24 protein-coding genes are annotated in these 24904 nt (G+C 65.7%); 8 read left to right on the top strand and 16 right to left on the bottom strand.

The window, feature by feature from the left end; translation table 11 throughout:
- Nucleotides 1–577 precede the first annotated feature (577 nt).
- The 3 genes from D1F64_RS07630 to D1F64_RS07625 form a co-directional block, all read right to left on the bottom strand.
- The gene (locus tag D1F64_RS07630; RefSeq protein WP_117411948.1) at nucleotides 578–886 is read right to left on the bottom strand and encodes a GIY-YIG nuclease family protein; all 309 of its coding nucleotides are present in this window, start codon (nucleotides 884–886) and stop codon (nucleotides 578–580) included.
- Nucleotides 887–973: 87 nt separating this feature from the next.
- A complete protein-coding gene (locus tag D1F64_RS23205; RefSeq protein ID WP_162901400.1) occupies nucleotides 974–1138 on the bottom strand; it encodes a hypothetical protein in 165 nt (54 codons plus the stop codon).
- 276 nt (nucleotides 1139–1414) lie between these two features.
- Entirely contained in the window at nucleotides 1415–1879 is a 465-nt protein-coding gene (locus tag D1F64_RS07625) for a YcgN family cysteine cluster protein (RefSeq protein WP_117414491.1), read from the bottom strand.
- A 408-nt stretch (nucleotides 1880–2287) separates the two neighbouring features.
- Here D1F64_RS07625 and D1F64_RS07620 point away from each other — a divergent pair, with 408 nt between their 5' ends.
- The 4 genes from D1F64_RS07620 (at nucleotide 2288) to D1F64_RS07605 (ending at nucleotide 6668) form a co-directional block, all read left to right on the top strand.
- Nucleotides 2288–4468, top strand: a complete 2181-nt coding sequence (locus tag D1F64_RS07620) for a PBP1A family penicillin-binding protein (protein WP_117411947.1) — start codon at nucleotides 2288–2290, stop codon at nucleotides 4466–4468.
- 2 nt (nucleotides 4469–4470) lie between these two features.
- Nucleotides 4471–5199 (top strand): DUF1214 domain-containing protein, encoded by a 729-nt coding sequence (locus D1F64_RS07615; RefSeq protein WP_117411946.1) that lies wholly within the window; start codon nucleotides 4471–4473, stop codon nucleotides 5197–5199.
- Nucleotides 5196–5777, top strand: coding sequence for a DUF1254 domain-containing protein (locus D1F64_RS07610; protein ID WP_117411945.1), 582 nt, complete (start codon nucleotides 5196–5198; stop codon nucleotides 5775–5777). The genes D1F64_RS07615 and D1F64_RS07610 overlap by 4 nt, the downstream gene beginning before the upstream one ends.
- A gap of 147 nt (nucleotides 5778–5924) precedes the next feature.
- Complete coding sequence (locus tag D1F64_RS07605; RefSeq protein WP_117414490.1) at nucleotides 5925–6668, top strand: DUF1194 domain-containing protein; 744 nt, start codon at nucleotides 5925–5927, stop codon at nucleotides 6666–6668.
- 327 nt (nucleotides 6669–6995) lie between these two features.
- On the opposite strand, the gene D1F64_RS07600 is transcribed toward D1F64_RS07605, so the two are convergent.
- Nucleotides 6996–7586, bottom strand: coding sequence for a DUF1194 domain-containing protein (locus tag D1F64_RS07600; RefSeq protein ID WP_205470693.1), 591 nt, complete (start codon nucleotides 7584–7586; stop codon nucleotides 6996–6998).
- Here D1F64_RS07600 and D1F64_RS23735 point away from each other — a divergent pair.
- Entirely contained in the window at nucleotides 7585–7767 is a 183-nt protein-coding gene (locus D1F64_RS23735) for a hypothetical protein (RefSeq protein WP_205470692.1), read from the top strand. The two genes, D1F64_RS07600 and D1F64_RS23735, sit on opposite strands and share 2 nt — an antisense overlap.
- 503 nt (nucleotides 7768–8270) lie before the next feature.
- Here D1F64_RS23735 and D1F64_RS07595 read toward each other — a convergent pair.
- The 4 genes from D1F64_RS07595 to D1F64_RS07580 are packed head-to-tail and all read right to left on the bottom strand — an operon-like array spanning nucleotide 8271 to nucleotide 12210.
- The gene (locus D1F64_RS07595; protein ID WP_162901399.1) at nucleotides 8271–8675 is read right to left on the bottom strand and encodes an ectoine synthase; all 405 of its coding nucleotides are present in this window, start codon (nucleotides 8673–8675) and stop codon (nucleotides 8271–8273) included.
- 10 nt (nucleotides 8676–8685) lie between these two features.
- Nucleotides 8686–9903 (bottom strand): argininosuccinate synthase, encoded by a 1218-nt coding sequence (locus tag D1F64_RS07590; protein WP_117411942.1) that lies wholly within the window; start codon nucleotides 9901–9903, stop codon nucleotides 8686–8688.
- 29 nt (nucleotides 9904–9932) lie between these two features.
- Nucleotides 9933–10520, bottom strand: coding sequence for a formyltransferase family protein (locus tag D1F64_RS07585; protein WP_117411941.1), 588 nt, complete (start codon nucleotides 10518–10520; stop codon nucleotides 9933–9935).
- A gap of 52 nt (nucleotides 10521–10572) precedes the next feature.
- Nucleotides 10573–12210, bottom strand: a complete 1638-nt coding sequence (locus D1F64_RS07580) for a 2OG-Fe dioxygenase family protein (protein ID WP_117411940.1) — start codon at nucleotides 12208–12210, stop codon at nucleotides 10573–10575.
- Nucleotides 12211–12406: 196 nt separating this feature from the next.
- Here D1F64_RS07580 and D1F64_RS07575 point away from each other — a divergent pair, with 196 nt between their 5' ends.
- Nucleotides 12407–12856, top strand: a complete 450-nt coding sequence (locus D1F64_RS07575; RefSeq protein ID WP_162901398.1) for an Lrp/AsnC ligand binding domain-containing protein — start codon at nucleotides 12407–12409, stop codon at nucleotides 12854–12856.
- A 317-nt stretch (nucleotides 12857–13173) separates the two neighbouring features.
- On the opposite strand, the gene D1F64_RS07570 is transcribed toward D1F64_RS07575, so the two are convergent.
- Both D1F64_RS07570 and D1F64_RS07565 read right to left on the bottom strand, forming a co-directional pair.
- A complete protein-coding gene (locus tag D1F64_RS07570) occupies nucleotides 13174–13998 on the bottom strand; it encodes a hypothetical protein (RefSeq protein ID WP_117411938.1) in 825 nt (274 codons plus the stop codon).
- 209 nt (nucleotides 13999–14207) lie between these two features.
- Nucleotides 14208–14396: a hypothetical protein gene (locus tag D1F64_RS07565; RefSeq protein ID WP_117411937.1), complete on the bottom strand. Its 189-nt coding sequence runs from the start codon at nucleotides 14394–14396 to the stop codon at nucleotides 14208–14210.
- Between the two features lie 185 nt (nucleotides 14397–14581).
- Here D1F64_RS07565 and D1F64_RS07560 point away from each other — a divergent pair, with 185 nt between their 5' ends.
- Nucleotides 14582–16075 carry a hypothetical protein gene (locus D1F64_RS07560; protein ID WP_117411936.1) on the top strand — a complete coding sequence of 498 codons (1494 nt, stop codon included), beginning with the start codon at nucleotides 14582–14584 and terminating at the stop codon, nucleotides 16073–16075.
- Between the two features lie 228 nt (nucleotides 16076–16303).
- Here D1F64_RS07560 and D1F64_RS07555 read toward each other — a convergent pair whose 3' ends face one another.
- The 6 genes from D1F64_RS07555 to D1F64_RS07525 all read right to left on the bottom strand — a co-directional run bounded on the left by D1F64_RS07555 (nucleotide 16304) and on the right by D1F64_RS07525 (nucleotide 24414).
- Nucleotides 16304–19666: a carboxypeptidase-like regulatory domain-containing protein gene (locus D1F64_RS07555; protein ID WP_162901397.1), complete on the bottom strand. Its 3363-nt coding sequence runs from the start codon at nucleotides 19664–19666 to the stop codon at nucleotides 16304–16306.
- Nucleotides 19667–20009: 343 nt separating this feature from the next.
- Nucleotides 20010–20351 carry a DUF1491 family protein gene (locus tag D1F64_RS07550; protein ID WP_117411934.1) on the bottom strand — a complete coding sequence of 114 codons (342 nt, stop codon included), beginning with the start codon at nucleotides 20349–20351 and terminating at the stop codon, nucleotides 20010–20012.
- 73 nt (nucleotides 20352–20424) lie between these two features.
- Nucleotides 20425–20694, bottom strand: coding sequence for a hypothetical protein (locus D1F64_RS07545; RefSeq protein WP_117411933.1), 270 nt, complete (start codon nucleotides 20692–20694; stop codon nucleotides 20425–20427).
- A gap of 53 nt (nucleotides 20695–20747) precedes the next feature.
- Nucleotides 20748–21470, bottom strand: a complete 723-nt coding sequence (locus D1F64_RS07540; RefSeq protein ID WP_162901396.1) for a hypothetical protein — start codon at nucleotides 21468–21470, stop codon at nucleotides 20748–20750.
- Nucleotides 21471–21662: 192 nt separating this feature from the next.
- Nucleotides 21663–22484, bottom strand: a complete 822-nt coding sequence (locus D1F64_RS07535; RefSeq protein WP_117411931.1) for a peptidoglycan-binding domain-containing protein — start codon at nucleotides 22482–22484, stop codon at nucleotides 21663–21665.
- A gap of 208 nt (nucleotides 22485–22692) precedes the next feature.
- Nucleotides 22693–24414 (bottom strand): ATP-binding protein, encoded by a 1722-nt coding sequence (locus D1F64_RS07525; protein ID WP_162901395.1) that lies wholly within the window; start codon nucleotides 24412–24414, stop codon nucleotides 22693–22695.
- Between D1F64_RS07525 and D1F64_RS23200 the strand changes: the two genes are divergently transcribed.
- Nucleotides 24385–24888 (top strand): hypothetical protein, encoded by a 504-nt coding sequence (locus D1F64_RS23200; protein WP_162901394.1) that lies wholly within the window; start codon nucleotides 24385–24387, stop codon nucleotides 24886–24888. The genes D1F64_RS07525 and D1F64_RS23200 overlap by 30 nt on opposite strands.
- The last annotated feature ends 16 nt before the right edge of the window (nucleotides 24889–24904 follow it).

Below are 24904 nucleotides of genomic sequence, written 5' to 3'. Positions count from 1 at the left end.
ATGGTTTATTTTTCATTTTGCGAGTATTTTAAAGTAATTCACGCAGGTATGAGCGATAAATACTGAGTTTCCGCGATTTTCTCGAAGAGCCCCGCGAGGATATCCCCGCCATCCGCGCGAATGCGCCCCACAGTGTATTGCCCGCCGCCGCGCTTCAACCCTTCTGTGTCATTCCGGACCGTGTGCACCGAAGGTGCATCGCGAGATCCGGAACCCAGGAGGGACTCGCCGAAGGCGCCTTGCGCGCGCGTCAGCGCGCCACGTGCCCGTCGCGGACAAGAGCCCCGGACGGCGCAAGCGCCGCCTGATGTGCTGGATCCCGGATCTGGCCATGCGGCTTCGCCGCAGGCCGTCCGGGATGACGTCGTGAGAGGAAGCCTGACAGAGGCATCGATACCGAAGAGACGTCGCTGCACGCGCCACCGCCCACCGCCGTGCTTCAACCCTCCACGTCCTTCCGGACCGAGCGCGCCGCAGGCGCGTCGAGAGAGCCGGAAGCCAGGAGGGACTCGCCGAAGGCGCCTTTCGCACGCGCCAGCCTCCCACGCGAACAAGCGCGTTGGACGGCGCGCGCCCCTCACTGCGCCAGCAGCACATCGGCGGCGAGGTCCGTCCAGTCGGGGTTGCGATCCTCAATCAGCTTGTCCGTCCAGCTGCGGTCCCACGATTTGAGCAGCGCGACGCGCTGGGCGGCGGCGTCCCTGGTGTCGTGAAACTCGTAGTAGACGAGGCGGCGCGCCGGGAGACGCCGGCCGAAGCCGGTGCGCGCCCGGTGCCGGTACTGGGTGATGCGGTCGGAAAGATTACCGGTGAGCGCGATGGTGAGGTTGCCGCCCGTCCGGTCGGCCAGAATATAAACGCAATGCTCGTCCCGGGACGCACTCACCGCAGACCGTCAAACCACCTTTTGCAAAACCCGACCACTCACGGGAATATCTGACGCAACGTCATTTAATTCTGTAAAGAAAATTATTCAACCGCTTCCGCCCCGCCCGGGCGCTTTTGAATGTTCATTCAACCCGAATGCCGCCGCATCAACAAGATCCGCAACATTCGCCGCGCAATGGCGATCGCGCGACAACCCTAGGCTTTCAAGAACGTTGCCGTAAAGAAAAATACGGGAAAATTCTTCACGCACCGGATTTATTTTCTGATTTTACTTGAAAATTGTTCGGACAATTGCCGCCGGCGCACGCGGCCCGAAACAAATCGTTTCGCGGGCGGAAAGGCACGGGCGGCGGTCGGGCCGGACCTGCCCGCGCGCCGAGGGCTGTCCGGTGTCCTGCCCCGCGCGTCTTGCGCGCCGCACCGCGTCCCGGGCTTGGCGCATATCCCACCGCCGGGACGGGAACGCGCAAGGGGACGGACCCGACTCCGCGGACCACCGCAGGTGGTCCCACCGGTTGGATCGCCCCTATCCCGGCGTCTCATCGACCCAGTCGACGATGAAATTCTCGTAGTCTTCCACGTCCATGCCGGCCTCGGAGACCGTGCGGTGCCGCACAGAAATGCCGGCGTCGTGCACGGTCTCGGCGGAGCCTGAGATCAGCGGATGCCACCAGTATAGGTCGCGGCCCTCGGAGACCAGCCGGTAGCCGCAGGTGGGCGGCAGCCAGCTCAGCGTGCGCACCTCTTTCGGCGTGAGCTGCACGCAGTCGGGGATGATGGCGGCGCGGTTGTCGTAGTCGCGGCAGCGGCAGCTTGAATCGTCGAGCAGCTCGCAGGCGACGCTGGTCCACAGGATCTCGCCGGTGTCCCAGTCCTCCAGCTTGTTCAGGCAGCAGCGCGCGCAGCCGTCGCACAGCGACTCCCACTCCGCCGTGCTCATCTCGTCGAGCGTCTTTTGCTGCCAGAACGGCGCATCGGGAGCGGTGCCCATGGGGGTCTCGGTCGCCATTGTCATCGGGATCGCCTGTCTGTCGCCGCATGGCGCCGCGGCGGTGAAAGCCGGCCGCCGGCGCGGAATGTCCCTGTGTCGGGCAAATCCGGTTTGTTTTCCAGTGCGACTATACTAAAAAACGTCCGCGGCACCGGCGTGGAGCCGCGCGGTTTACGCCATAATCCCGCCAGTGTCCCCCTCGGTGCACCGGAATGTGATGAAAATCATGGCTCGATAAACCGTTTGGCAATCTGTTAACGATAGTGCGGAGTGGTCCGCAAGCCCGTGTGGACGCCACGCGGCTTCGACTGAAAATCGCCAGAAACAGGCCCGACAGTGTCCCCCGAACGGGCATCGCGCGGGCCGAAAGGGGCCGGCCGGCCCGATGACACGCCCAGGTGAGCCCAGGTGAGCAACGAAACGCCCCATTCGCCCCGTGACGACGCGCAGCCCAGACCCAAACGGCGCCGGCAGCGGATTTCCAACCGCCTGCTCGCCGCCGACGCCTGGATCGACAGCTCCGTCTTCCGCTTCGGCTTCGTCCTGCGCCGGGCCATCGAGGCGTTTTCCACCTGGATGCGGCGCTTCCGGGTGCGCGGCTTCAAACGGCTGATGGCCGAACTCGCGTCGGACGCCTTCACCTTCGGGCTGGGCGGCATCATCATCATGCTGGCCTTCGCCCTGCCGGCGTTCCAGGAGACCCGCAAGGACGACTGGCGCACCACCGACGATTTCTCCGTCACCTTCCTCGACCGCTACGGCAACGAGATCGGCAAGCGCGGCATCCTGCTCAACGACACGGTGCCGCTGGAGGAACTGCCCGACTACCTGGTCAAGGCGGCGCTGGCCACCGAGGACCGGCGCTTCTTCGAGCATTTCGGCATCGACGTCATCGGCACGGCGCGCGCCATGATGGAAAACCTGCGCGCCCGCTCGGTGGTGCAGGGCGGCTCGTCGATCACCCAGCAGCTGGCCAAGAACCTGTTTCTGTCCAACGAGCGCACGCTGGAGCGCAAGATCAAGGAGGCCTTCCTGTCGCTGTGGCTGGAGGCCAATCTCACCAAGCGCGAGATCCTGAAGCTGTACCTCGACCGCGCCTATATGGGCGGCGGCGCCTTCGGCGTGGGCGCGGCGTCGGAATTCTACTTCGGCAAGTCGGTGCGCAACCTGACGCTGGCGGAATCCGCCATGCTGGCCGGACTGTTCAAGGCGCCGACCAAATTCGCGCCGCATGTGAACCTGCCCGCCGCCCGCCTGCGCGCCAACGAGGTGCTCACCAACATGGTGCAGGCCGACTTCATGACCGAGGGCCAGGTGATCGGCGCGCGGCGCAATCCCGCCACCGCCATCGACCGCTCCAAGGGCCAGGTGCCGGACCATTTCCTCGACTGGGCGTTCGAGGAGGTGAAGAAGATCGCGCCGGGCAACGACCGCATCCTCACCGTGCGCACCTCGCTCGACCCCGGCCTGCAGCGCCAGGCGGAGGACGCGGTGCAATCCACCCTGCGTCAGCATGGCGAGGCCTACCGCGTGAAGCAGGCGGCCATGGTCTCCGTGCTGCCCGACGGCGCCGTGCGCGCCATGGTCGGCGGCATGGACTATGGCGCCAGCCAGTTCAACCGCGCCACCAACGCGCTTCGCCAGCCCGGTTCGTCGTTCAAACCGTTCGTCTACATCACCGCCTTCATGAACGGCTTCAGTCCCGACAGCATCGTGCCGGACAGGCCGCTGTGTATCGGCAACTGGTGCCCGCGCAACTACGGCCGGTCCTATCGCGGCCCCGTCTCGCTGAAGCTGGCGCTGACCAAATCCATCAACACGATCCCGGTGCGCCTGGCCCAGGCGATCGGGCGCAAGAAGATCATCGCCACCGCCTCCGCCATGGGCCTGACCCATCAACTGGAGGACGTGGTCACCCTGCCGATCGGCACCTCCGAGGTCACCGTTCTCGACATGGCCGGGGCCTATTCCGTCTTTTCCAACGGCGGCATGAAGGCGACGCCCTACGCGGTGCTGGAAATCAAGAACTCGGCCGGCACCACCATCTGGAGCCACGCCCGCGACGTGCCGCCGCCCGAGCGCGTCCTGCCGCTGGACAAGGTGGAGCAGATGAACGACGTGCTGCACAACGTGGTGGTGGCCGGCACCGGCCGGCGCGCCATCATCGACGGCCTCACCTCGGCGGGCAAGACGGGCACCACCCAGGCCTACCGCGACGCCTGGTTCATCGGCTACACCGGCAACTACACCACCGCCGTCTGGTTCGGAAACGACGACTACACGCCGACGGGACGCGTGACCGGCGGCTCGCTGCCGGCGATGACCTGGAAAACCTACATGGAATACGCCCACACCGGCATCGATCTTCTGCCGCTGCCCGGCGTGGGCCTTGAAGGCGACGCAAAGCGCATTGCCAGCACCACGAAGCCGGACGCGGACGGCCAGTCCTATGGCGACCGGCCGCGGCTCTTGTCCCAGCAGTCGGCCGAGGTGATCCGGGGCATCGGCGCGCTGCTGCGCAACGCCACGCCCCTGCCGCCCGCGCCGTCGGGTCAGGCAGCGCTCGCCGCCCCGGCCAAGGATTCCTGACAATGGCTCTTGCCGACGCCGCGCCGCGCCGCTTTTCTCCGCTCGCCTGGCTGCCCGCGAAGCGCAAGCGTCCGCCCGCGCGTCCCCGCCCGCGCGAGGACGTCGCGCAGGAGGCGCTCGCCCGTCTCTCCGGACAGGGTCCGGCGGAAGGCCCCTTCGCGCTGGTGGCGAAACTCTTCATCACCGTCACCATCGCGCTCGTCGCCGGCATCGGCTCGGCCTATCTGGCGGTGGACCGCGGGCGGCTGTTCAACGCCGTCCAGCTCGGCCAATGGACCGCCTATCCTTCTGCCGGAACGCCCGACGCCGACCCCTATTCGGCCGCCACACTGGCGCGCACGGGCCAGGTGCCGCTGGGCGCGGGCGAGGGTCTTGCGTTTTTCGCCGAGCACGACAGCGAGGGCAACGCGCTGACCGGCGCCTGCGACTACCGGATTGCCGGCGACACGCCGCCCGCGCGCCTCTGGACGCTGACCGCCACCGACACCGCCGGGCGGCTGATCGAAAACTCCGCCGGACGCCAGTCGCTCGACAGCAAGGCGCTGCTGCGCAACACCGACGGCAGCTTCTCGGTCTCCGTCTCGCGCTACGCGCGGCCGGGCAACTGGCTGCCGCTGGGCGAGGCCCGCCGCGTCGTCTTCGTGCTGCGGCTGTACGACACGCCGCTGACCACCGGCACCGGACTGGCCGATCTGGAGATGCCGGAGATCAATCGCGGGGACTGCCGATGATCCGCCAGTGGTTCTCCTCCCTTTGGATCTGGGTGCTCGGCGGCATCATGCTGGCGGCGGTGATCCACCTGCTGGCGGTGATGAACGTCCCCGACTTCACCACCGACGACGCCTTCACGCGCGCCGCCCGCTTCGGCCCCGACGCCCGCTTCAACGTGCTGCCGGCCGTCAAGCCGGGCGCCGAGCCGCTGCCGATGCTGGACCCGCACATGGCGCACGCCGCCTGCCGCTTCTCGCTGGAGCGCGGCCCGGTGCGCATGGACGCCGACGTGCCCGACACCTTCTGGTCGTTCTCGCTGTTCGACCAGCGCGGCGAGACCACCTATTCCTTCAACAACCGCACCTCGGGCGACGGCAAGCTGGCCATGCTGGTGCTCACCCCCGCCCAATTGTCGATCCTGCGCGAGAATCCGCCCGATGATCTGGAGCGGCTGATCGTCATCGAGACCCCGCACGAGCGCACCGTCGCCCTGCTGCGCGCCTTCGTCCCCGACGCTAAGCACGCCAAGCCCATCCGCGACGCGCTTGCCAACGCCAAGTGCATGCAGAACCCGCTCGGCGCGGACGCCGGGATCTAGCTGGCCTCAACAGACGCATGTACGCACCATTCTAGCCCGAGCGTTGCTTGCGCTGCGCGTCATTGCCGGCCGCTGATCACGCCCGGAAATGTGTAACAGCGCGCGCCGCAGTTGCTGGTACGCTTGTTCATGTTGAAGGAGTCCATCATGCCTTTTTCTTACCCACGCGCCACTCTCGTTGCCGCGCTTTTTCTGCTTTTTGCCACCGCCGCCCGGGCAGAAGAACTCGACCTTGAGCTCGTGCTGCTGGCCGACGCAACCGGATCGATCGACGATGCCGAAATCCACTTTCAACGGCGCGGCTACGCGGATGCCATCACTGACCCGGCGGTGCTCTCGGCGATCCGGCGCAACGCCTACGGCAAGATCGCGGTCACCTATGTGGAATGGGCCGACGCGGCATCTCAGGACGTCGTCGTCGGCTGGACGATCATCGACGGCGCGGCGTCAGCCGAGGCCTTCGCGACGGCCCTCATGGCGCCGCCGCGACGGGCCTATGGCCGCAACGCCATCGGCGCCGCCTTGCTCAAGGGCAAGGCGCTCATCGAGGAAAACGGCATAACGGGCTTGCGGCGGGTGATCGACCTGTCCGCGGACAGCGCCAACAACTGGAACGGTCCGACCATCGCGGACGCGCGTGCGGAGGTTCTCGATGCGGGGATCGTCATCAACGGGCTCGCCGTCCTGTGCCGCTTCTGCTCGGGCCGGCCGGTCTCCTACGACCTGGAAGAGCGCTTCGCGCGCGACATTATCGGCGGCCCCGGCGCGTTCGTCGTGACGGCGGACGATTCCGCCTCCTTCGCGCAGGCCGTACGGCAGAAGCTGATCCTGGAAATTGCCGGGATGCAACCCTCGCCTGCGGCCCGGCTCCAGGCGTCCGCGGCGCGTTAGAGCGCTTCCGGCCTTCGTGGAATCGACCATTTAGACATGCCAAGGCGCGCCGCGCGCGGGCCGGAAGAACAAGAGCTGGAAGCCCAGCCGAACAAGCGGCCCATCCTTCGAGACGGCGCTGGCGCGCCTCCTCAGGATGAGGTTGGGAATGTAGTTATTTCATAAAATATATCAACATGATGACCTCATCCTGAGGAGCCGTCGAAGACGGCGTCTCGAAGGATGGGCCACATGCCCGCACGCCACCCCGATATTCGTCAGGGCCCCTCGATTGACGGACACTGACCTCTGTTTCCATGAACAATGGATCCGGCCACATGTGAGCCCTCATCTGAGGGCGGCATAGTTCGTTGTGCCGATTTCTCTCAGCAGCTTGCGTTTCATCGCCACCGTATAATCGGCGAAGTCGTTTGCAACTTCGACAAACGCGCCCGGACCTCGGATAACCTTGTCCCGGTAGTATGCGACCGGGTCCGGCACGGCGCCGGCGATCGCCAGTCCATTGACCGTGATGCCGTCGAACGCGAAGGCGCGATAGGCCGTGGCGGCATCGAAACCTTCGTTGTTGATGCCGTCTCCGGCCACATCGATCACCTTGCGCTCACAGGGAGCCGGGACCTTGGCCAGATGGTTGGAGGCATAACCGAGAGCATAGCCGAGCGCGGTTGGAAACTCGGTGTAGCCGCGTTTGGACGCGGCCAGTTCCGACGCGGCGGCAGAGATGCTGTCGTCAGCGTCCAGGAAACGCCAGTCGACCTGCATGACTTGCTGATACCGCCCGCTCCACTCGAAGCTGGAAAACCAGATCCCGCCGACGGCCTGAATGGCCGATCTGACGTCGCTGTCATTCAATGCGTCCGCCATGCCCTGGAGCTGAAGCGTATGTTCGTCGGCGCTGACGCTGGAGGAGCCATCCATGGCAATGACCAGAGCCAGCGAGCAGGCTGTGGATGACTGGCTGGAAACGATGGTCGCGCAGGAGAAGGCCACACTCGCGGCGAACACCCGTGACACAAGGGGGCCGGCCCGCGGTCCGAATAAGGTCATGCTGCCTCTCGCTCTCCCCATGCCGCCACACCCGATCATGGACCCGATTTGACCGCAAGAACAGCTTTCCGGGAAGCTGCGCCTCCCTCCATGTCGTCTTCAGCTCGGACACGCTGAACCGGTTCCAAGAAAATGAACAGCGGGCGAGCCGCCCCAATCCGGCGGCGGGCCTCATGTTGACCGTGCCTCATGTTGACAATGGGGCCGGCTTTCCGGACCTGTTACCGCCCCTTCGAGACAGCCGTTCGCGCGCCGCGACGCGGCCCCGAATGGGGCCGTGCCGCCTTGTCACCTACTGCCGCATCCGGCGGACGAACAGGTTTTCGTGATCCGCCCGGCCCGGACGCGGCTACGGGCGCCACACAAGCCGCAAATCCTGGATGCGACGCCTCGCATGACCGGTCGCCCGTACCGGGGCGGGCGTGCGGGCACGTGATGCTACGCCTCCGGCGGGCCCGGGCAAGCCCGCCGGAGGTCGCGTCCACGCGCCTTATCAAAGACGCGCTTCTGGGATCCTGTCCGGGCACCGTCGCGCACGGCGACCGGCGTATGAACTCACTCTTCGAACGCGGGCGTGAACACGCACAGCAGCGTCATCGGCTCCGACACGTGCATGCGGTACCGGTCATGCTGGTCCAGGACGAACATCACACCCGGTTCGATCGGCCGGGAATGCTCGTCGTCGGCGCCATATGTGATCGTTCCCCGGCCGTCCATGCAGTAGGCGGCTTCAACGTGCTCCGGATACTGTGCCGCACCGATATCCCCGGCATGCAGCCTGGTGACATGCAAGGAGTACCCGAGGCGATCCTCGGCGAGCGCCATGCGGACCGAATCCCATGACGGCCGCTCGATGAGATAGCCGTCCTGTCTGCGCTCGGCGTAGGATCGTATCTTCACGGCGCCCTCCTTCACGCTGCGAGGGAGCCCGAAGCCGGCGTCATCGGCCTGATCTCGCATGAATCCGGCATCAGACCGCCATCTGCCGCGACGGTTCGGCCACCGGTTCCGGCGCCTTGGCCGCCTTTTGCAGCGCCGCGACCCGTCCCTGCATCGACCAGATATAGGAGAAGCCCACACCCGCGGTCTGATCGAACCCGACATCCGACTCGTAGGAAGAGATTTCCAGGTTGTAGAGCGCCTCGGGCGCGCTTCGCGACACGATGGTGACACGTCCGCGATTCAGGCGAAGCTTGATCGTCCCCGTCACCTTGTGCGCATAGCTCTCAAAGAACGCATCCAGCGCCTCGCGCCGGCCGCTGAACCATTTCCCGTCGTAGATCAGCTCGGCATAGTGCTGGGACAAACCCGTCTTCATGTGCAGGAGGTCCCGGTCCAGCACCAGGTTTTCCAGCTCGCGCATCGCCTGGGAGAGGATTTCGGCGGCGGGGCTTTCGTAAACGCCGCGCACCTTGAACCCGACGAGCCGGTTTTCAATGATGTCCAGCCTGCCGATCCCGTGCGCGCCGCCGATCCGGTTCAAAGCCGCCACCAGTTCGGCCGCGGACAGGGCGGCGCCATCGAGCCGGACCGGAACTCCGCCGGCAAAGTCGATGGCGATGTCCACCGCCTCGTGCGGCGCCTCGTCCGGATCGGCCGTCAGCGTGTAGGCGTCGCGGGGCGGCAGCTTGCCGATGTCGTCCAGTTCGCCGCACTCCACGCTGGTTCCCCACAGGTTGGAATCGCGGCTGTAGGGGCTGCTCTTGAACGCCGGAATCTCGATACCGTATTGCGCGGCATAGCCGATCTGCTTCGACCGCGTGGTCAGGTCCCACTCCATCACCGGCGCGATGACCCGCAGCGTGGGGTCCAGGGCCATGACGGAGGAAAAGAACCGGACCTGGTCGTTGCCCTTGCCGGTCGCGCCATGCGCGATCGCATCGGCCCCTTCCATGTGGGCGATCTCGACCAGCCGCTTCGCGATCAGCGGGCGGCCAAGCGATGCCGCCATGTGATACCGTCCCTCATACAGGGCGCCCGCGCGCAGCGAACGGAAGGCATACTCGCGAATGAACTCCTCGCGCAGATCGTCCATATACACGGCCGAGGCGCCGTTTTTCCGCGCCCGCGCCTCCACATGCGACAGATCGTCGACCTGGCCGAGGTTGGCGCAGAACGCCACCACATCCGCGTTGTAGGCCCGCTGCAGCCAGGCAAGCGCGATCGAGGTGTCGAGCCCCCTGAATATGCCAAAACCAGTTTCATGGACGTCCTCCCTTATGCGGAAATCTTCAGCGGTGGCGTTGCCAGCAGATCCGACGCTTCAAGCTCGGCCAGCATCTTCCGGGTGAACAGGCGCTGCCCCCACCGCTCCGACGCGGCCAGCGGCAGGGTCCTGCGCTCGGCGATCGTGTGCAGGATTTCGTAAAACAGCGTCAGGCAATAGGAAGCCGTGCGCTCTCGGAGCGCGTCGACGGATTCGGCCGGCAGGATGGGAAAGCGCTGGACCTTGATGATCGGCCCGGAGTCGATTTCGTCGACGATGTGATGGCACATCGCCCCAAAAATCCTCCGCCCGTCCAGAAGAGCGAAATTATAGCCGCCGACGCCGCGATAGTCTGGAATGCTGGGATGGAAATTGATCGCCGTCTTGCGCACCCGCCCCAGAACGGCCGGCGTGAGAACCCAGTCGGCCTTGAAGGTGAAGATCCGGTCGCATGCAAAATCGTCGCGAAAATCCAGCGGGGTGTCTCCGTAGTCCCAGAACCGCGCGTCGACCTCGGCGAATGTGCATTTCAAGCTCTCGGCCGCCAGTTTGCTCCATCGCGACGAGTCGCCGATAAACAGTATCTCTTCGTCAATCATTGCTTCCTCCCCGATGCGGTTGGTGTCACAACTGCTTGCCGCCGAAACGTTTCTAGGCCTTGTTCTTGTCTTCCCGGCCGCGGAAAATGCACCACACGCCGAGCAGGACACTGACGACTGCGAGAATCGTGAACCGGGATACGGATTCCTCGAGAAAATGGACGCCGAGCAGGATGGCGACGACCGGCGTCACGAAGGCGTAGCTCGTCGCCACCGACGTGCGCACCTGCTGCAGCAGGTACATGTAGGCGGTGTAGGCGAAGAAGGACCCGCCGATCACCAGATACAGCCAGCCGGCGAAGGCCTCGGTCGTCGGCCACACGGTCATCCTCTCGCCGAGCGCGAAGGCGGCGATGCTCAGGGCGATGCCGCCCGTCAGCATCTCATAGGCATAGGCCGTGGGGCCCGTCGGCAGGGGAACCACGCGGCTGAGCACCGAGCCGAGCCCCCAGAACAGGGCCGCGCCGACGATGATCAGGGCGCCGGATGCCGCCCCGTTGAGCGAGCCCTCGACGTTGAGAAACACGACGCCGACGAACCCCAGCGCGATGCCGGCCATTTCCCACCGGTTGGGCCACTCGCGCAGGAGCAGCCCGGCCAGCAGCACGGCCCAGATCGGGACCGTCGCGATGCCGATCGACGCCATGCCGCTCGAGATCGTCTGCTCCGCGATGCCGATGCTGCCGACGCCGAGACCGAGCATGCTGGTGCCGACGACCGCCGCGCCGCCAAGCTCCTTCAGCGACGGCAAAGGGTGTCCGCGCAGCGCCAGGAACAGGACCATCGTCAGCCCGGCTGTGAGAAACCGCGTGGCCGCCATCAGCAGTGGTGGAAAGCTCTCCAGCGCATAGGCGATCGCCAGATAGGTCGACCCCAGACGATGTAAACGATCACCAGGCAGGCGATGACGAGCGGCGCGAATGTGGTCTTGGCGTTCTGTTCCAGAATTGTCATGGTCGAACTCCCTCTCGTTCCAGGAGATCTGGCGTGTGCGTGAAGCCGAGAATGAGGATGTCGCGCACCGCCGGCCTGTCGCCGTCGGTGGGCGAGATCGGCGTAACGGAATGCAGGATCTGCCGGTCGGCCCAATACAGCGTATCGAACGGGCCGACAGACAGAGCTCCGCCTTGATGCTCCTGTCTTCGTTGTGGATGCGGGACAGCCCGCCGAGCGCGTTTTCGCGCTTCATCAGATGCATCGCGCCGAAGTCGATATCGTCGCGATGAACCCCTTCGGGCGTGGGCTCTCCAAGTTCGTTGGATCGCCCGATGATGCGGAACATGTGGCACGCGACCAGCCACCAGTCGTCCGGTGGAAACGCGTGCGCCGGAAAGCATTTGAAGTCGTGCTTGATGAGCAGGCTCAGGACGGGATTGGAGTTGATCGACGCCGTGACCGGCGCGACCACGCGCTCGATGCCGCCGGCGTAGGAATTCGTCGCCTTCGACTGAAGGTACGGCTTGTGGGCAAGCAGGACGATCCGTTCCGTGCTCGGCTGGAAGGCGTATCTCCCGTACCGCCGCTCGCGGAATGTCGCGCCGTCCCTGAGATAGTTGTCGGGCTCGAGATTGTCCCATTCAAGAGCCAGCGCGTCCGATCGGGACGCAAGCTCGCCCGGGATCGGCAGTTCGTCGCCCGCGTGAAAGGCGAAGCCCGCGGAGCGCAGGTTTTCTTGTGCGGCTTCCTGCATGAATGCCCTCCGTCATCGTCTGAAACCGGCTGCAAAGCGCCGTCCCGGGCGAGGTGTTAGGCTTGCCAAGCACCGGGCCATATGCGATTGTCTTGTTTACATTCGTTTTGTTAAACTTATCATATGCAAAATATTATTCTGCATATTGAGGTTTATACCAAACGATGTCAAGCGCGATCCGGGAAGAAAACAACCGATGACTGGAATTGACGAAGTCGACCTCGCCATCTTGCGCGTTCTGTCAGATGACGCGACAGCGACCAATGTCGCGATCGGAAAGCAAGTCAATCTTTCCGGACCGGCAACGTTCGAACGCATAAAGCGCCTCAAGAACGATGGAATTATTACGGGGTCGCGCACGGAAATAGATCCGCACGCCATCGGAAGACCGTTTCTGGCCTTCATTTTTCTTAAAGCGAAGGGAGGACTCAAAAAGAAGCAGGTGAAGGAGCTTGAAAAAATCCCGGAAATCGAGGAAATCCACTCGACTGCCGGGCAGTTCTCCATCCTGCTGAAAGTCCGCACGCGGGCTGCGGCCGACATGGAGGACATCTTTGAGAGGATCTACGCGATCGAGGGCGTGGAATCGTCGGAGACGATCATCACGTTTCACACCTTCCTCTCCCGCGCGCCCCATATCCCGTGACAGCCCGGCGCACAGCAAGAGCGGCGCCAGGGCGATAACCCCAATTCGCGCAAGGCCCGCGCCGGCCCGGGCACGCGTCAGCGTGTCGAGAGAGCCGGAATGCGGGAAAAGCTCGCGCGAAACGCCCGGCTTGCGCGGCCGGTGCCCGCTTCACGCAGCCAGCACGGAAAACAGATGAAGGCCACTGACGGCGCAATCGTGCTGGATGCCGGATCCGGCTGCGCCGCGAACCGTCCGGCGCAAGGGCTGGACCGTCCGCACACATGACCCGCCAACGCCGCGGCGTCGAACGCGCCTGCGGTGCCACAAGGCCGCCCCTACTTGATCGGCGCGGGCCGTTCATTGCCCCAGCCGGTGAAAATCCGCGACCTGCGGACCTTCCCGTCCGCCTCGAACGGACGGCTGGGGCGACACCCCTTCTCGGCGAAGAGGATGGCGGCGGCGAGCTTGCGCAGCGCCGTATTGACGTCCCACACCTTCTCGCGCGAGGGCGTCTCGATCTCCAGCTTGTCGACGGCGATCTTGTAGGCCTGGTAGCGGAAGCGCATGGCGCGCTTGGCCCAGGCGATGAGATTGTGGTTCTCCTCCACCCGGGCGACGCCGCCGGCATAGTCCTGGCGGGTCAGATTGGCGCGCCGGCCGATGGTGCCCATGCGCTCGCGGTCGAGATCCTCCACCCGCGTCGCCACCTCGCAGAACGGCGGGATCAGCGCGGCGTCGCTATTGGCGTCGGCGACGATCCGGTCGTAGCGCGCCTCGCTGGAGCGGTAGCGCTCGGAGCTCAGCAGCACGTAGTAGCTGTCGGGGGAGAGAAACTTGTCGATCGGATCCACCAGCCGGGTGCGCTGCGCCTCGACCATGACGGCGCTGATCCAGTCGGCGGCGTGCGGCGGGCGGATCAGCGCCCAGGCCCGGTCGCGCAGCAGCCGCTCGTCGTCGGTCATGTTGAATTCGGACACGCCCTTGCCGCGAACCTTGGCGATCAGCTTGCCGGTCTCGGGCATCACGGTGTCGTGGATGACGCTGGGCTGGGCGCGGCCGAAATCGCCTTCGGGCCGCGCGCAGGCGGACAGGAGGCCTGCGGCAAGCCCCACAGCCAGCACCGCGGCGGTGCGCGCCTTGTGCCGGCGGCTCGCGTTCATTGCGTCTCCAGTTTCGCGTTTCGGCCCGGGGGGCCCTCGCCCCGGCCGCGCCGGATTCATCCGTGATGGAATCACCGCGCGTCGGGGCGATTTTACGGCCTTGCGCGCCAATGTGGATACGGTTTTCCGCGACCTCCCGGTTTTACCGTACGGCGGAAACGCTCTAAGTCCCTGCCGGGCGGTCATCCCGTCAACGCGCGCCGTCCGCCTCAGGCGTCGGGGCGCAGCTTTCCCTGGGTATCGGCGGGCGTCCGCCGGACCCGCGCGCCGAGATCGAGCGCGGCCGGTTCGACGCGTACGCCGGGAAAGATCACGATGTCGGCGCCGGCGTCGGGAACGGCGCCATGCGTCGTCTCGCGGCGTTTCGGCGTGAGGGAAAAATCAAGCAGTAGGCCCATGTCATCCTCCGTCGTCGTCCGCGCTGGAAGATGTACGCCCTGAACAAGAAACGCCGGACGACTGTGCTGTCTCTGGACCTCATTAAAGATTCCTCAGGGTTAATGGATTGCTAACGGTTTTGACGCAATTTGATGCAGTTCGGCTTAGACATCCCAGTGGCCCTTTGTATTGCGTGTGCGGCTTCATGACAGACCAGCAAACCCCGAAAGGCGTCGTAGCCCTCGTGCAGTCCAATGTCGGGACCCGCAAGACCCGTATTCTTCTTGCCGCCACAGAGCTCTTCGTCGGCTGCGACGCGCCCGACAACGTGGAAAGCCACGTTTTCGCCGAGCTGTTTCGCCAGTACATCACCGAGACGCCGATCGAGGAACGCCGCCGCATCGCCAGCCTTCTGGCGCGCTGCGCGCACGCGCCGCACGAAACGGTGCTGACCCTGATGCGCGATGAGGACGCCTCGGTTGCGCACCGCGTGGTGGCCTATTCGCCGCTGCTCACCCATTGCGATCTCGTCGCCGCCGTGGGCCGCGGTCCGGAGGCGGTGCGCCGCGCCGTCACCCTGCGCCCGGACCTCGCCCCCGACGTCATCGCCGCGCTGCAGCGCCACGCCGCCCCGGAAACGCTGGCCGGCCTGTCGATCCCCGGCCGCCATACGACCGGCCCGCACGCGCCCGAAACCCCGGCCGATGGCCCGACCAACATCGTGCCGGCGGCTGATGCTCCGCGCAAGGACGCCCCGCGCGCGGACACCGAACGCGACGCCGAGCTCGCCGGCCTGCTGGCCGAGATCCGCTCCGACATCCGCGACTATTCCGGAACGCGGAACGACACCGTCGCCGAAGAACCCGGCGCGCGTGAAACGATGGCGCCGGAACAGGCCACGGACGACTCCTGGGCGGAACCTCTGGTCCCGGCGCCCGCCGAGTCCACTTCCCTCGCGCCCGTCGCGCCAGCACCCGAAATCGCGGCCACGGCCGGCACGCCCTCCCACACCGATGAAAGCACGCGCATCGAGGCGCCCGTCCTGCAAGCCGCCGCCGACGCGCCGGCGGCCGCCCCGCGCCCCGCCCCAAGCGCCGGCGATCTGAGTTTTCTCCACGCCGACAGCACCCAGCGCACCCGCGCCATCACCGCCGCGCAAAGCCGCATCATGGCCGAGATGGCCGCGCGCAGCGGCGCGCGCGTCGGCACCCGCGCCAGCCTGCGCGCCGGCACGCCCACCTCTGACATCGATCAGGACATGCTGCGCTGCCTGGAGCAATCCGCCATGGCGCGCGACAAGGAGAGCTTTCTCGGCCTGCTCGCGCCGCTGCTCGACGTGGACACTGCGACGGCCGAACACATCATGCTGGATGCGGGCGGCGAGCCGCTGACCGTGGCGCTGGCGGCATTGGGGCTGAAGACCTCGCGCTCCATCGCCGTGATGATCCAGATGAGCCCCGCCGTGCACGGCATCCAGCGTCTGCGCGAGATCTCCGCCCTGCGCGCCAATCTCGACATGCGCACCGCGCAGGCCATCGCCGGCGCCTGGCGGCGCACGCCGCAGCCCGCGCCCGAGGCCGCGCACCAGCCGCATCTCGACGCCAGCCAAAGGCCGCAGCGCGGCGCCGGCATCGCGGAGACCGCAAAGCCCCGCTTCGACAAATCCGACGTGCTGGTTTTGCGCGACGTCGTCAACTGAGGCGACGCTCCCCGACATGACGGTGGGCCCGCGAGCTTGATGACAAAGCTCATGCCCCTCGATCGTCATCCTCGGCCCTGTGCCGAGGATCCATGTTTTCAAGGACTTATGGATGGTCGGGACAAGCCCGACCATGACGAAGGCGGGATTTATGGGCTTTGTCAGCAGTCTGACGGGCCCGCCCCGAAGGGCGGACCCGCCTTGGTCATTGGTCGGGACCCAATCCGCTTACGGATCGTTGCAGGTGCCCGCCGCCACGCCGACGATCGTCTCGTATTGCGCCACCCGCAGCGCATCCACCCAGAAGTTCTTGTAGGTGACATAGGCGTTGGGCATGAAGCGCAGCTTCGGATTGCCGGAGCCGCAGACCGCGTAGCTGGTGAACGAGAAGTCGTTGAAGTCGTCGAAGACCAGCGCGAAGCCGCCGTCACGCGCCACGTGACAGGTGCGGCAGCTCTGGCCGTAGACCTCGTGATAGTCGTTCTCGTGGCCGACCCAGCCCGCCGGCACCGCCGGCTGCACCGGCGCGGGGCCGCCCGCGAAGCCCAACGGATACCACGCGTCGATCAGATCGGCGATCGGCGTGTTGTTGTCCACCGAGTTGCGCACCAGCTCGTTGAGGTTGGCGAAATTCGCCAGTTCCCCCGCGTTCAGCGTCGCCTGGCCGAAGTCCCACCCCCGGTCGCCGGAGTAGCGGAACGACGGCAGGTCAAACTCGCGGAAGCGCGCGTGGTTGACCGTGTTCGAGGCGTTGAGCTGGGAGTCGCCGCCGTGGCACACCGCGCAGAGGAACGGCACCGGTTTCGGCCCGAGCCCGTCCAGATCCGCGAAGTTGATGCGCGGTGACCCGGCCACGCCGCCGCCAAAGACGTAGAACTGCACGCGTTCGGCCGCCGGCGCGCTGGCGTCGTACTCCATGGCCACCGTCGCACCGCGCTGCGCCGGATCCTTGTTCTCCGCCGCGTCCGCGTTGTTGGGGTTCTGGTCGGGCAGCCCGTAGTTGGTGACGTAACAGGCCACGTCGGCGCCCGACTGCAGACAGTGCATGTCGCGGCCGAAGCCCAGGTCGTTGTTGTTCAGATAGGCCTGATTGACGTAGCTGGGGTTGCCCGCGCCGAGCCCGTCGGCGCCGAACCCGTTGACCTGCCACCACTCGCCGAGCGTGTCCTTCAGCCCGCCCGGATCGAGCGCGATGTAGTAGTCCACCACCTGCTGCGCGCCGTCGGAGGGATTGAACTGTCCGAAGGGACCGGAGAGGAACGCCGGCCGGCCGGTGGCGTCGAGATCGCCGTAGGCGGGCACAACGCCGGGTTCCGGCGTCAGCAGGATCGGGTCGCCGCACTCGGTGTAGGGATAGGGCGGCCACAGGTCGTTGCCGGTCATCTTCGGCCGGGCGTCGGTGTTGATGATGTCGTCCAGCAGCACCAGTTCCTCGCCGTTCGACGTGCCGCGCAGCTCCAGCCGCAGGGTGTTGGGCGGGAAGCCGTTGCCATAGGGGATGCGGTAGATGGCGTGATACTGCGCGTTGTCGAGCGCGGTCTCCTTGGTCTGCACGGAATCGCCGTTGTAGGAGACATAGGCGCGCAGAACCAGATTGCTCCAGCCGTTGAAGGCCGCGTCGATCTCCAGCCGCACGCAGGTGGCCAGCGCCGGATCATTGCCCGCCACGTCCATGTTGATGGTGGAGAAATGCTCCACCTCGGCGCGGTAGGCCGGGCCCGTTGGCGTCATCACCTTCTCGGCCTTGCCCTCCTCCATCCAGAAGCCGGTGTCCTCGTCGTAGGACCACAGCGCGATGGTGTCCTTGGCGGTGGGGTTCTGGAAGCCGGAGATCGGCGTCAGCACCTCGGCCGTCTTGCCCGGCCGCAGGTTGAGCTTGTTGCCCATCAGGTCGGTGAACTCGGCGTAGACGGCGCCGAAGCTCAGCATCTCGGCCTGATCGCCGCCCGCCGTGATCGCGCGGTAGTCGCCCGGCAGGGCGCGCCGCGCGGGGTTCAGGGTGGCCACGGAGGCGCGCACGGCGCCCGTCCAGGTCTCGCCGTTGGAATCCACCAAGGTGCCCGCGCGCACGACGATCTGCGCACCGCGCCGCTCGCACTCCTGCTGCTCCTTGAGCGTCACGCGCAACGCCGCCTCGACCTCGCGCGGATCCTGTTGCGCGCCGCTGTCGTCACGGGGTCTCTCGTCCGTGGGCTTCTCCTCCCGGGAGGTGTCCTGCTTGCCGGGCACGCCTTCCAGGTCATGGCGGAACCGCCGCTGGGCGAGCCGCTTGACGCGCGACCGCTCGCCCTTGGGCGAGGCGCCGCAGGGGCCCGAGCTGCGCGTGTCCTCGATGATCAGGTCGCTCTTGCCGCTGCCCGTGGTCACCTGCGCGCGCACCATCTGATAGGTGTTGCCGTAGGCCGAGCGGTCGTAGACGCGCGACATCAGCGCGTAGTTGGGATGGCTGATGTTGAGCACGTAGCGGTCGTCGGGTCTCGGCGCGGTCGTCAGCCGGAACCAGCCGTTGGCGTCCGTCACCGTACTGGCGCCGCCCGAGGAGACGATCGCCATGGGCACCGGATTGCCGGTGGTCTCATCCACCGCCACCCCGCTCAGGTCGATCTGGTTGTCGCCGACCTGCATCTCGAAGCGCTTGTAGTTGAAGCCGCCGTTGCCGTCGCGCGCCATCACGTAGACGCTTTCGCGGCCGTTGGTGGACGGCAGCTTCCATTCCTCGGTGGCCGCATTTCCGCCCGACAGCACGCTGACGCTCGGCGCCGCCGTGCGCCAGATGTATTCCACCGTGTCGCCGTCGGGATCGCGGTTGCTGGAAATGATCTTCAGATTGCTGCCCATGGTCGAGCGGGTGACGAACTTGGCGCCGTCCGTCGCCGCCACGCTGGTGATCTGCGGCGCGCGGTTGGCGAACCCCAGGTCCCGGCGCATGGGGCCGTTGCCCAGGGTCACGACCTGGCTCACGTCCGACTTCTCGCACATCGCCGCCAGCCGGAAGGTCGCCTGGGCGGCCGGGCCGATCAGCGCGTATTCGCCTTGCGTGTTGGCGCGGGTGCGGTGACCGCCGCCGCGCACCTCGGTGGAGACGTCCAGGCCAAAGAAACTGTCGTTGACCCAGCACGGCCGGTCGTCGCCGGTCAGCACGGTGCCGTAGACGAAGGCGCCCTTGTAGCGCGTGCCGATGCGCCCCAGTGCCTCGGCCTTGTCCCTGAGCGCGAACGGCCGGTTGCAGCTGCGCTGGCCGCCCAGATTCCAGCAGATCTGGTAGGTGCCCGGCGCCGGCGCCGTGGTGCGGAAATAGCCGTTGAGCTGCGTGACGGCCGAGTTCGCCACGACCTTGCCGCCGAGCAGCAGGTCCACCTTGACGTCCGGCAGCTCGATCTCCATGACCTCGCCGGCGGACGTCTCCGTCCCGCCCGGCTCAAGATAGAGAATGCCCGAGACGCCGATGTCCTTGGGCGCCTGCTGGGCCGCCGCGGGCACGGCGCTCAGACCCGCCAGCGCCGCGGCAAGGGCGGCGGTGCGCCAGGTCCGGATAACGGGATGGGAGAAAATGCGAAGAATGTCAGGCGCGAAAAACCGGTCACGTTTCATGGTCTTGGCCTCCATGGTCAATCAACTTTAACGGTAATCTTGTTGTTGTCGGGCCGGTGCGGATCGTCAAAATACGCCGCACGGCGCATCGTTTAAGATATCAATAAATTAATCGTCGGCACGAATAGAAAAACCGGACCGTCCGCTGCCTGAATCCGCCGATTAACAAGACAACATACGCCGGATCGCGCCAATAGACTCTCGATACATCCTTAAAGGAACCGAGTATTTGAATATTACAGCGTAACGGGATGCGAGTAAAGATTACTTGCATCAAGTGCCATGGCAACCAGGTGAGAAATCCGGGAATTCACAAGTCCCCGGCGCAATGGCGGACGGGCGCCTACTCCACCACGTCGAGAAAGCACCGGCCGGCGCGGTCTTCCACCTCGACCACCCAGAAATCCGGATCCATCGCCTTCTCGCGCTCGAGCTTTGCCGTGGCCTCGGCTTCCGGCGCGGCCGCCAGCCGCTTTTCGAACTTGCGCTCGCCCGGCCCGTCGTCGGAATCGAAATAGCTCTGCGGAGCGGGCGCGTAGTAATCCACCGTGCCGTCGAGCCGGTTGACGATCACGAAGATCGCCCCGGCCTCCTTGGCCCCCCGCCGCGCCACGGCCGCCATCGCGCCCTCGCCAAAACACCGGCGCACATAGGCGCCAACCCAGAATTCCGATGTCAGGCGCATGGTTGATCGATCCTCCGCGCGGTCGCATTCTTACCCAGCTGCCGTGCGGTTGGATCTGGAATAGGCGCTCTTGTCAATTGCAGGTCGACTTACACGCGTTGTGGCTCTCTTGGCACTCCCTCCGGGCCTCCGGGCTGTTCGCGGTGTTGTTGCACGCGGTATAATTGTCGTAACAGTCCTTGAAGCACTGAACGCGCCCTTCATTGCTGTTGTCATATGCCAATTGAACGCCGTTCCAGGTCGCATCGGCGCGCAGACAAGCCTGCGGCGTCGGCGTATTTGCCCAAGCCCCCGCCGTCAGCATCGACATGGCCGCGATAGACCAGAAAAGGTGTTTCATCATATCACTACCCCCGCTTGGTGAATGTTTCGCTCTTCCACTTTTTTTTCGTCATTTCACAGCTTGTCGAAGCTGATTTCCGCCTTATCCCTTTCGTTCGAAACTCGGCCGGTCAGCACCTTGCGGTCGCTCTCCGCGCGTAATAAAAACGTAATCTTGTCGCTGCCGTTCGCCATGCTGAAACTGACGCTCGAGCCACTGACGTTGATCACGTTCAGCGGACGGCGAATATCCTCACCATCAAGCGTGACGACAAAATACCCGGTATAACCGTTGCCGTTTGCCTCGAACTGTAACGTCGGAACCAGCCCGCGATGCTGCGGCGTGATCCGTTTTCGCCACCGCCCGGAAAGGTCGACGGCCGTCTTCTTGGGGTGAAATGTCTTGGACAGGTTGCGCCAGAACCGGAAATCATCCTTGCTCTTATGCTGCTTCAGCGCTTCCAGTTCGCAAAAGGTGCGGAGCTGCTGACGGTAGTGGGATGAAAGCCCTTGTACGGCTGTGCCGAAGACGTCCCACGGTTCGGCCGTGATTTCAAACGGATCGGTTATGCCGGCTCCGTCGAGCAGGCTCCGAAACGGGGCGATCGCCACCAGGACATTGGCCAATGCCTGCATATCGGCCATGTCACCCTGAATTTCCTTGAACACCCTGAATTCGCTGGCTGTCCGCTCCGACAGCGTATACGGCTCCGCACGCGCCGGAACCATCGTGACGATAAATGCCGAGAGGAGCAGTGCGAACCAGAAAACCTGTTTAAGTCCAAAATATCGTGCCATGATAATAACTCATAACAATGATAAATATACTATTTCATTCTCTGTGCATCCAGGCAAGCTGAAAACAACATACCATTACCAACGAGTTGCGTTCAATACCCCGAATGAGTGCTGATGGCTTTACGTCATGGCGCCCGGGCCGCGGCTGAACTTCCTCAAATTTGGAAAGTTCAGGCAAAACATCCCGCGTCGTCAGCGCGGGATCGAAACCCCTGCGGTCTTTTCCAGCGCGGCGTAGATTTCCGGGCGCACCTTGCCGGTGATCGCCATGCCGCGGTCGAGCTCGAAGCGGCGGATGGCGCTGGCGGTCTCGCCGCCCATCAGCCCGTCGATGGTGATCGGGCCGTAGCCGAGATCGGCGAGCGTCTGCTGCACGGCGCGCAGGGTCTCGCGATCGGCGTCGGTGCCCGCGGGGATCGACGCGGGCGGCACCGGGGCGCTCCGGCCGTGGCCGGTGGAAATCGACTGAGTCTGCACGGACTGGGTCCCTGCGGGCATCGGGCGGGCGGGCGGCACCAGGGCCGGCGCACCTGAGGACCGCGCGGCCGGCTCCAGCCTCGAGGGGCCCGGATTCATCAGCAGGTGCGCCAGCAGCGCGTGGCTGACCTCGCCGGTCTCCGAGAGCCCCACGCGGCGCTGGTAGGCGCGGATGGCGTCGTCGGTCATCGGGCCGCTCATGCCGTCGAGCGGGCCGATGTAGTAGCCGCCGCGCTGCAGCGACACCTGGATCTCATGCACCAGATCGGAATAGGCGGGGGCCGCGTGCGGCGCGGGCTGCGGCACGAGGCCGGCGGGGCGTGCGGCGGAAGCCGCGCGGCCTGCCTGATCCCAGGCGCCGAACAGCGGCGCGGGATGGCGGCCGGGCTGGAACGACAGCGCGTTCGCGGCGATCAGCGTCGCCGTCAGCACCATCACCAGCACGCCGCCGGTGGCGACCGGATTGTCGAGCGCCAGGCCGCCGAAGCGCCGGGTCTCTTCCGGGTCGTCATAGGGAGTCGGCCGCTGCGCTCTCATCGCGTGCTCACCTTCTGAAATGCCGCAATCGCACCGGGCCCGCGCGGGCCGGACGATTGCATCTGCTCGAACTGGCGCCGCTCGATGCGCCCGCGATCCATCCGCCAGCGCGCCTGGTGTCCGCGCCAGAGCTGCCTCGTCACAACCGCCTCAGGCGGCTCCCCGCGGGCCCAGCCCAGAGCGCCGCGCATGTCCTGCCCGCGCATGCTCACGCCCTCACGCGCTTGGGCGCCTCGCCCGCCAGCGGCACGACGACCGCATCCTCTGCCCCCGCGGCGGCGCCTTGCGCCGCGATCGGCGTGACGGCCTGCGCCACATGGGCCGCCACATGAGCCGGCAGACGCACGGTCACGCAGGTGCCCACGTTCAACTCGCTCTCGATGAAGAAATCGCCGCCATGCAGGGCGACCAGGCCCTTGACCACGGAAAGCCCCAGCCCGGTGCCCTCGTGGTTGCGGTCGTAGCCGTTGTCGACCTGCAGGAACGGGGTTCCGATGCGCGGCAGATCCTCCTGGGAAATGCCGACGCCGGTGTCGCGCACATACAGGTCCACCATCTTGCCGTTGCGCGCCGCGCCCATGGTCAGCGAGCCGCCGGCGTTGGTGAATTTCACCGCGTTCGACAGCAGGTTGATCAGGATCTGCTTGCAGGCGCGGCGGTCGCCGGCCACTTCCGGCAGGTTGTCCGGCACGGACAGCGTCAGTTTCACGCCGCGCTTCTTGGCCTGCTCGCCCATCATGTCGGCGCATTCGCGCATGCAGCGCTCCAGCACGAAGGGCTCGCAGACCAGCTCGAAGTTGCCGGTCTCGATCTTCGACATGTCGAGGATATCGTTGACCACCTGCAGCAGATGCTGGCCGCTGTCGTGAATCAGGTCGACATACTCCGCGCGGCGCTCGTCGGGCAGCATTTCGGGCGTGAACTGGCGCAGGATGTCGGAGAATCCGATGATCGCGTTGAGCGGCGTGCGCAGCTCATGGCTGACATTGGCGAGAAACCGCGTCTTGGCGGCGCTGGCGCTTTCCGCTTCCTCGCGGGCGCGCTCCACCTCTTCGGCCTGCGCCTTGCGCCGCGAGATGTCGCGGATGACCGTGACCACGGCGGCGTCGCCAATGCCCACGGGCTGATAGCCCAGCGGCCGGCAGCGCATTTCAAGCCACACATACTGCGGCTGGCCGCTTTCGCCGGGCTTGGAGGCCCCGCGGCGGGCGCGGAATTCCAGAGATGTCGTGGTCTTCTGGGTCACCACGTCGTTGAGCGCGGTGAGAAACGCGGGGCGGTCGATCACGTGAACGCGCTGGAACAGCCCGTCGTCCAGCGCCTCGTGCACGCCCATGTCGAGCAGCCGGCGAATCGACGGCGTGATGAACACCGTGTCGCCGCGCAGCGTGTGCAGGGAGATGGCGTCGGAGACGTTCTCGGCCACCAGCCGGTAGCGTTCCTCGCGCACGGAGGCCAGTTGCGCCGCCGTGCTGCCGGTCCATTCCACCCGCAGCGCCACCTGCACCGCGTAGACCAGCCCCGCCAGCAGCGCGACGGTGCGCACCTGCTCGGCCGGCCAGCGGAAGGTGAAGCTCTCGGCGGCGATGTGCAGGCTTTCCAGCCCCAGCAGCACCGCGATCACCGCGGCCGCGCAGAGCGTCGCGGCGACGATCACCCGGCGCGAGCCCGAAAGCGCCGCCTCCACCGGCACGATCGCCAGCCACAGCAGCGCGAACGACGTCATGCCGCCGGTGATGAAGGCCATCCAGCCGAGGAATCCGGAAAACAGGGCGGCGGAGAGGATATGCGCGGTTTCGAATCGCCCCGTGCAGGAGAGATACATCGCCACCGGCAGATGGCAGGCCAGCCAGGCAAAGCCCAGCGCCTGCGGCAGCGTCATGCCGCCGGTCAGCGCCAGATGCAGCGGCAGGGCGAACAACGCCAGCATTCCCGCGGCCAGATGGGCCGCGATGAAGGTGCGCTGCCGGGGCCCGCAGAACGCATCGGACGCCACGCTCGGATGAACGAGGCTGTCCAGAAATCGCCGGCCGGACGCTATGAACTCAAGGATACGCAAACGCCACAATGCGATGTGCTCGAACGCGACACACCGTCCCTTACTACTTTTCGCGATGATCGTCTCACCAACGGCTTAAAGAACGCTAAAGCGCCGCGTTCAAATTTGCCCGACCATGCCAAATTGCATTTCGGGGCGGGCGGTGGGTCCATGTTGTGCCGCCTCGCGCGCGTCGCGTGCGCGGTGACGAAAGCCGGCTGCGGGCGTAAAGATCCCGCCTGCCGGCCCGATTTCTTTTTGCGGATAAGCGCCGTGCGGATGCGCGCAGGGGCGGGTTTCGAATTTGATTCAAATTTGAATCGAATTTCACTCAAATTCGTCTCAAAGAAGCGGCAAATATGCTGAAAATTGACAGCCGCAG

This window comes from Breoghania sp. L-A4, from assembly GCF_003432385.1.
Classification (GTDB): domain Bacteria; phylum Pseudomonadota; class Alphaproteobacteria; order Rhizobiales; family Stappiaceae; genus Breoghania.
Note: the sequence above shows the minus strand (reverse complement) of the source record. Positions and strands in the feature narration are given on the sequence as shown.

Bases quoted from the DNA above. Each gene is read 5' to 3' on its own strand.
- D1F64_RS07625 (WP_117414491.1), bottom strand. From the start codon at position 1,879: ATGGGCACCGCTCCCGATGCGCCGTTCTGGCAGCAAAAGACGCTCGAC.
- D1F64_RS07615 (WP_117411946.1), top strand. From the start codon at position 4,471: ATGGCTCTTGCCGACGCCGCGCCGCGCCGCTTTTCTCCGCTCGCCTGG.
- D1F64_RS07610 (WP_117411945.1), top strand. From the start codon at position 5,196: ATGATCCGCCAGTGGTTCTCCTCCCTTTGGATCTGGGTGCTCGGCGGC.
- D1F64_RS07605 (WP_117414490.1), top strand. From the start codon at position 5,925: ATGCCTTTTTCTTACCCACGCGCCACTCTCGTTGCCGCGCTTTTTCTG.
- D1F64_RS23735 (WP_205470692.1), top strand. From the start codon at position 7,585: ATGGCAATGACCAGAGCCAGCGAGCAGGCTGTGGATGACTGGCTGGAA.
- D1F64_RS07600 (WP_205470693.1), bottom strand. From the start codon at position 7,586: ATGGATGGCTCCTCCAGCGTCAGCGCCGACGAACATACGCTTCAGCTC.
- D1F64_RS07595 (WP_162901399.1), bottom strand. From the start codon at position 8,675: ATGCGAGATCAGGCCGATGACGCCGGCTTCGGGCTCCCTCGCAGCGTG.
- D1F64_RS07585 (WP_117411941.1), bottom strand. From the start codon at position 10,520: ATGATTGACGAAGAGATACTGTTTATCGGCGACTCGTCGCGATGGAGC.
- D1F64_RS07580 (WP_117411940.1), bottom strand. From the start codon at position 12,210: ATGCAGGAAGCCGCACAAGAAAACCTGCGCTCCGCGGGCTTCGCCTTT.
- D1F64_RS07575 (WP_162901398.1), top strand. From the start codon at position 12,407: ATGACTGGAATTGACGAAGTCGACCTCGCCATCTTGCGCGTTCTGTCA.
- D1F64_RS07570 (WP_117411938.1), bottom strand. From the start codon at position 13,998: ATGAACGCGAGCCGCCGGCACAAGGCGCGCACCGCCGCGGTGCTGGCT.
- D1F64_RS07565 (WP_117411937.1), bottom strand. From the start codon at position 14,396: ATGGGCCTACTGCTTGATTTTTCCCTCACGCCGAAACGCCGCGAGACG.
- D1F64_RS07560 (WP_117411936.1), top strand. From the start codon at position 14,582: ATGACAGACCAGCAAACCCCGAAAGGCGTCGTAGCCCTCGTGCAGTCC.
- D1F64_RS07555 (WP_162901397.1), bottom strand. From the start codon at position 19,666: ATGAAACGTGACCGGTTTTTCGCGCCTGACATTCTTCGCATTTTCTCC.
- D1F64_RS07550 (WP_117411934.1), bottom strand. From the start codon at position 20,351: ATGCGCCTGACATCGGAATTCTGGGTTGGCGCCTATGTGCGCCGGTGT.
- D1F64_RS07545 (WP_117411933.1), bottom strand. From the start codon at position 20,694: ATGATGAAACACCTTTTCTGGTCTATCGCGGCCATGTCGATGCTGACG.
- D1F64_RS07540 (WP_162901396.1), bottom strand. From the start codon at position 21,470: ATGGCACGATATTTTGGACTTAAACAGGTTTTCTGGTTCGCACTGCTC.
- D1F64_RS07535 (WP_117411931.1), bottom strand. From the start codon at position 22,484: ATGAGAGCGCAGCGGCCGACTCCCTATGACGACCCGGAAGAGACCCGG.
- D1F64_RS23200 (WP_162901394.1), top strand. From the start codon at position 24,385: ATGCAGCGGCAGGGCGAACAACGCCAGCATTCCCGCGGCCAGATGGGC.
- D1F64_RS07525 (WP_162901395.1), bottom strand. From the start codon at position 24,414: ATGCTGGCGTTGTTCGCCCTGCCGCTGCATCTGGCGCTGACCGGCGGC.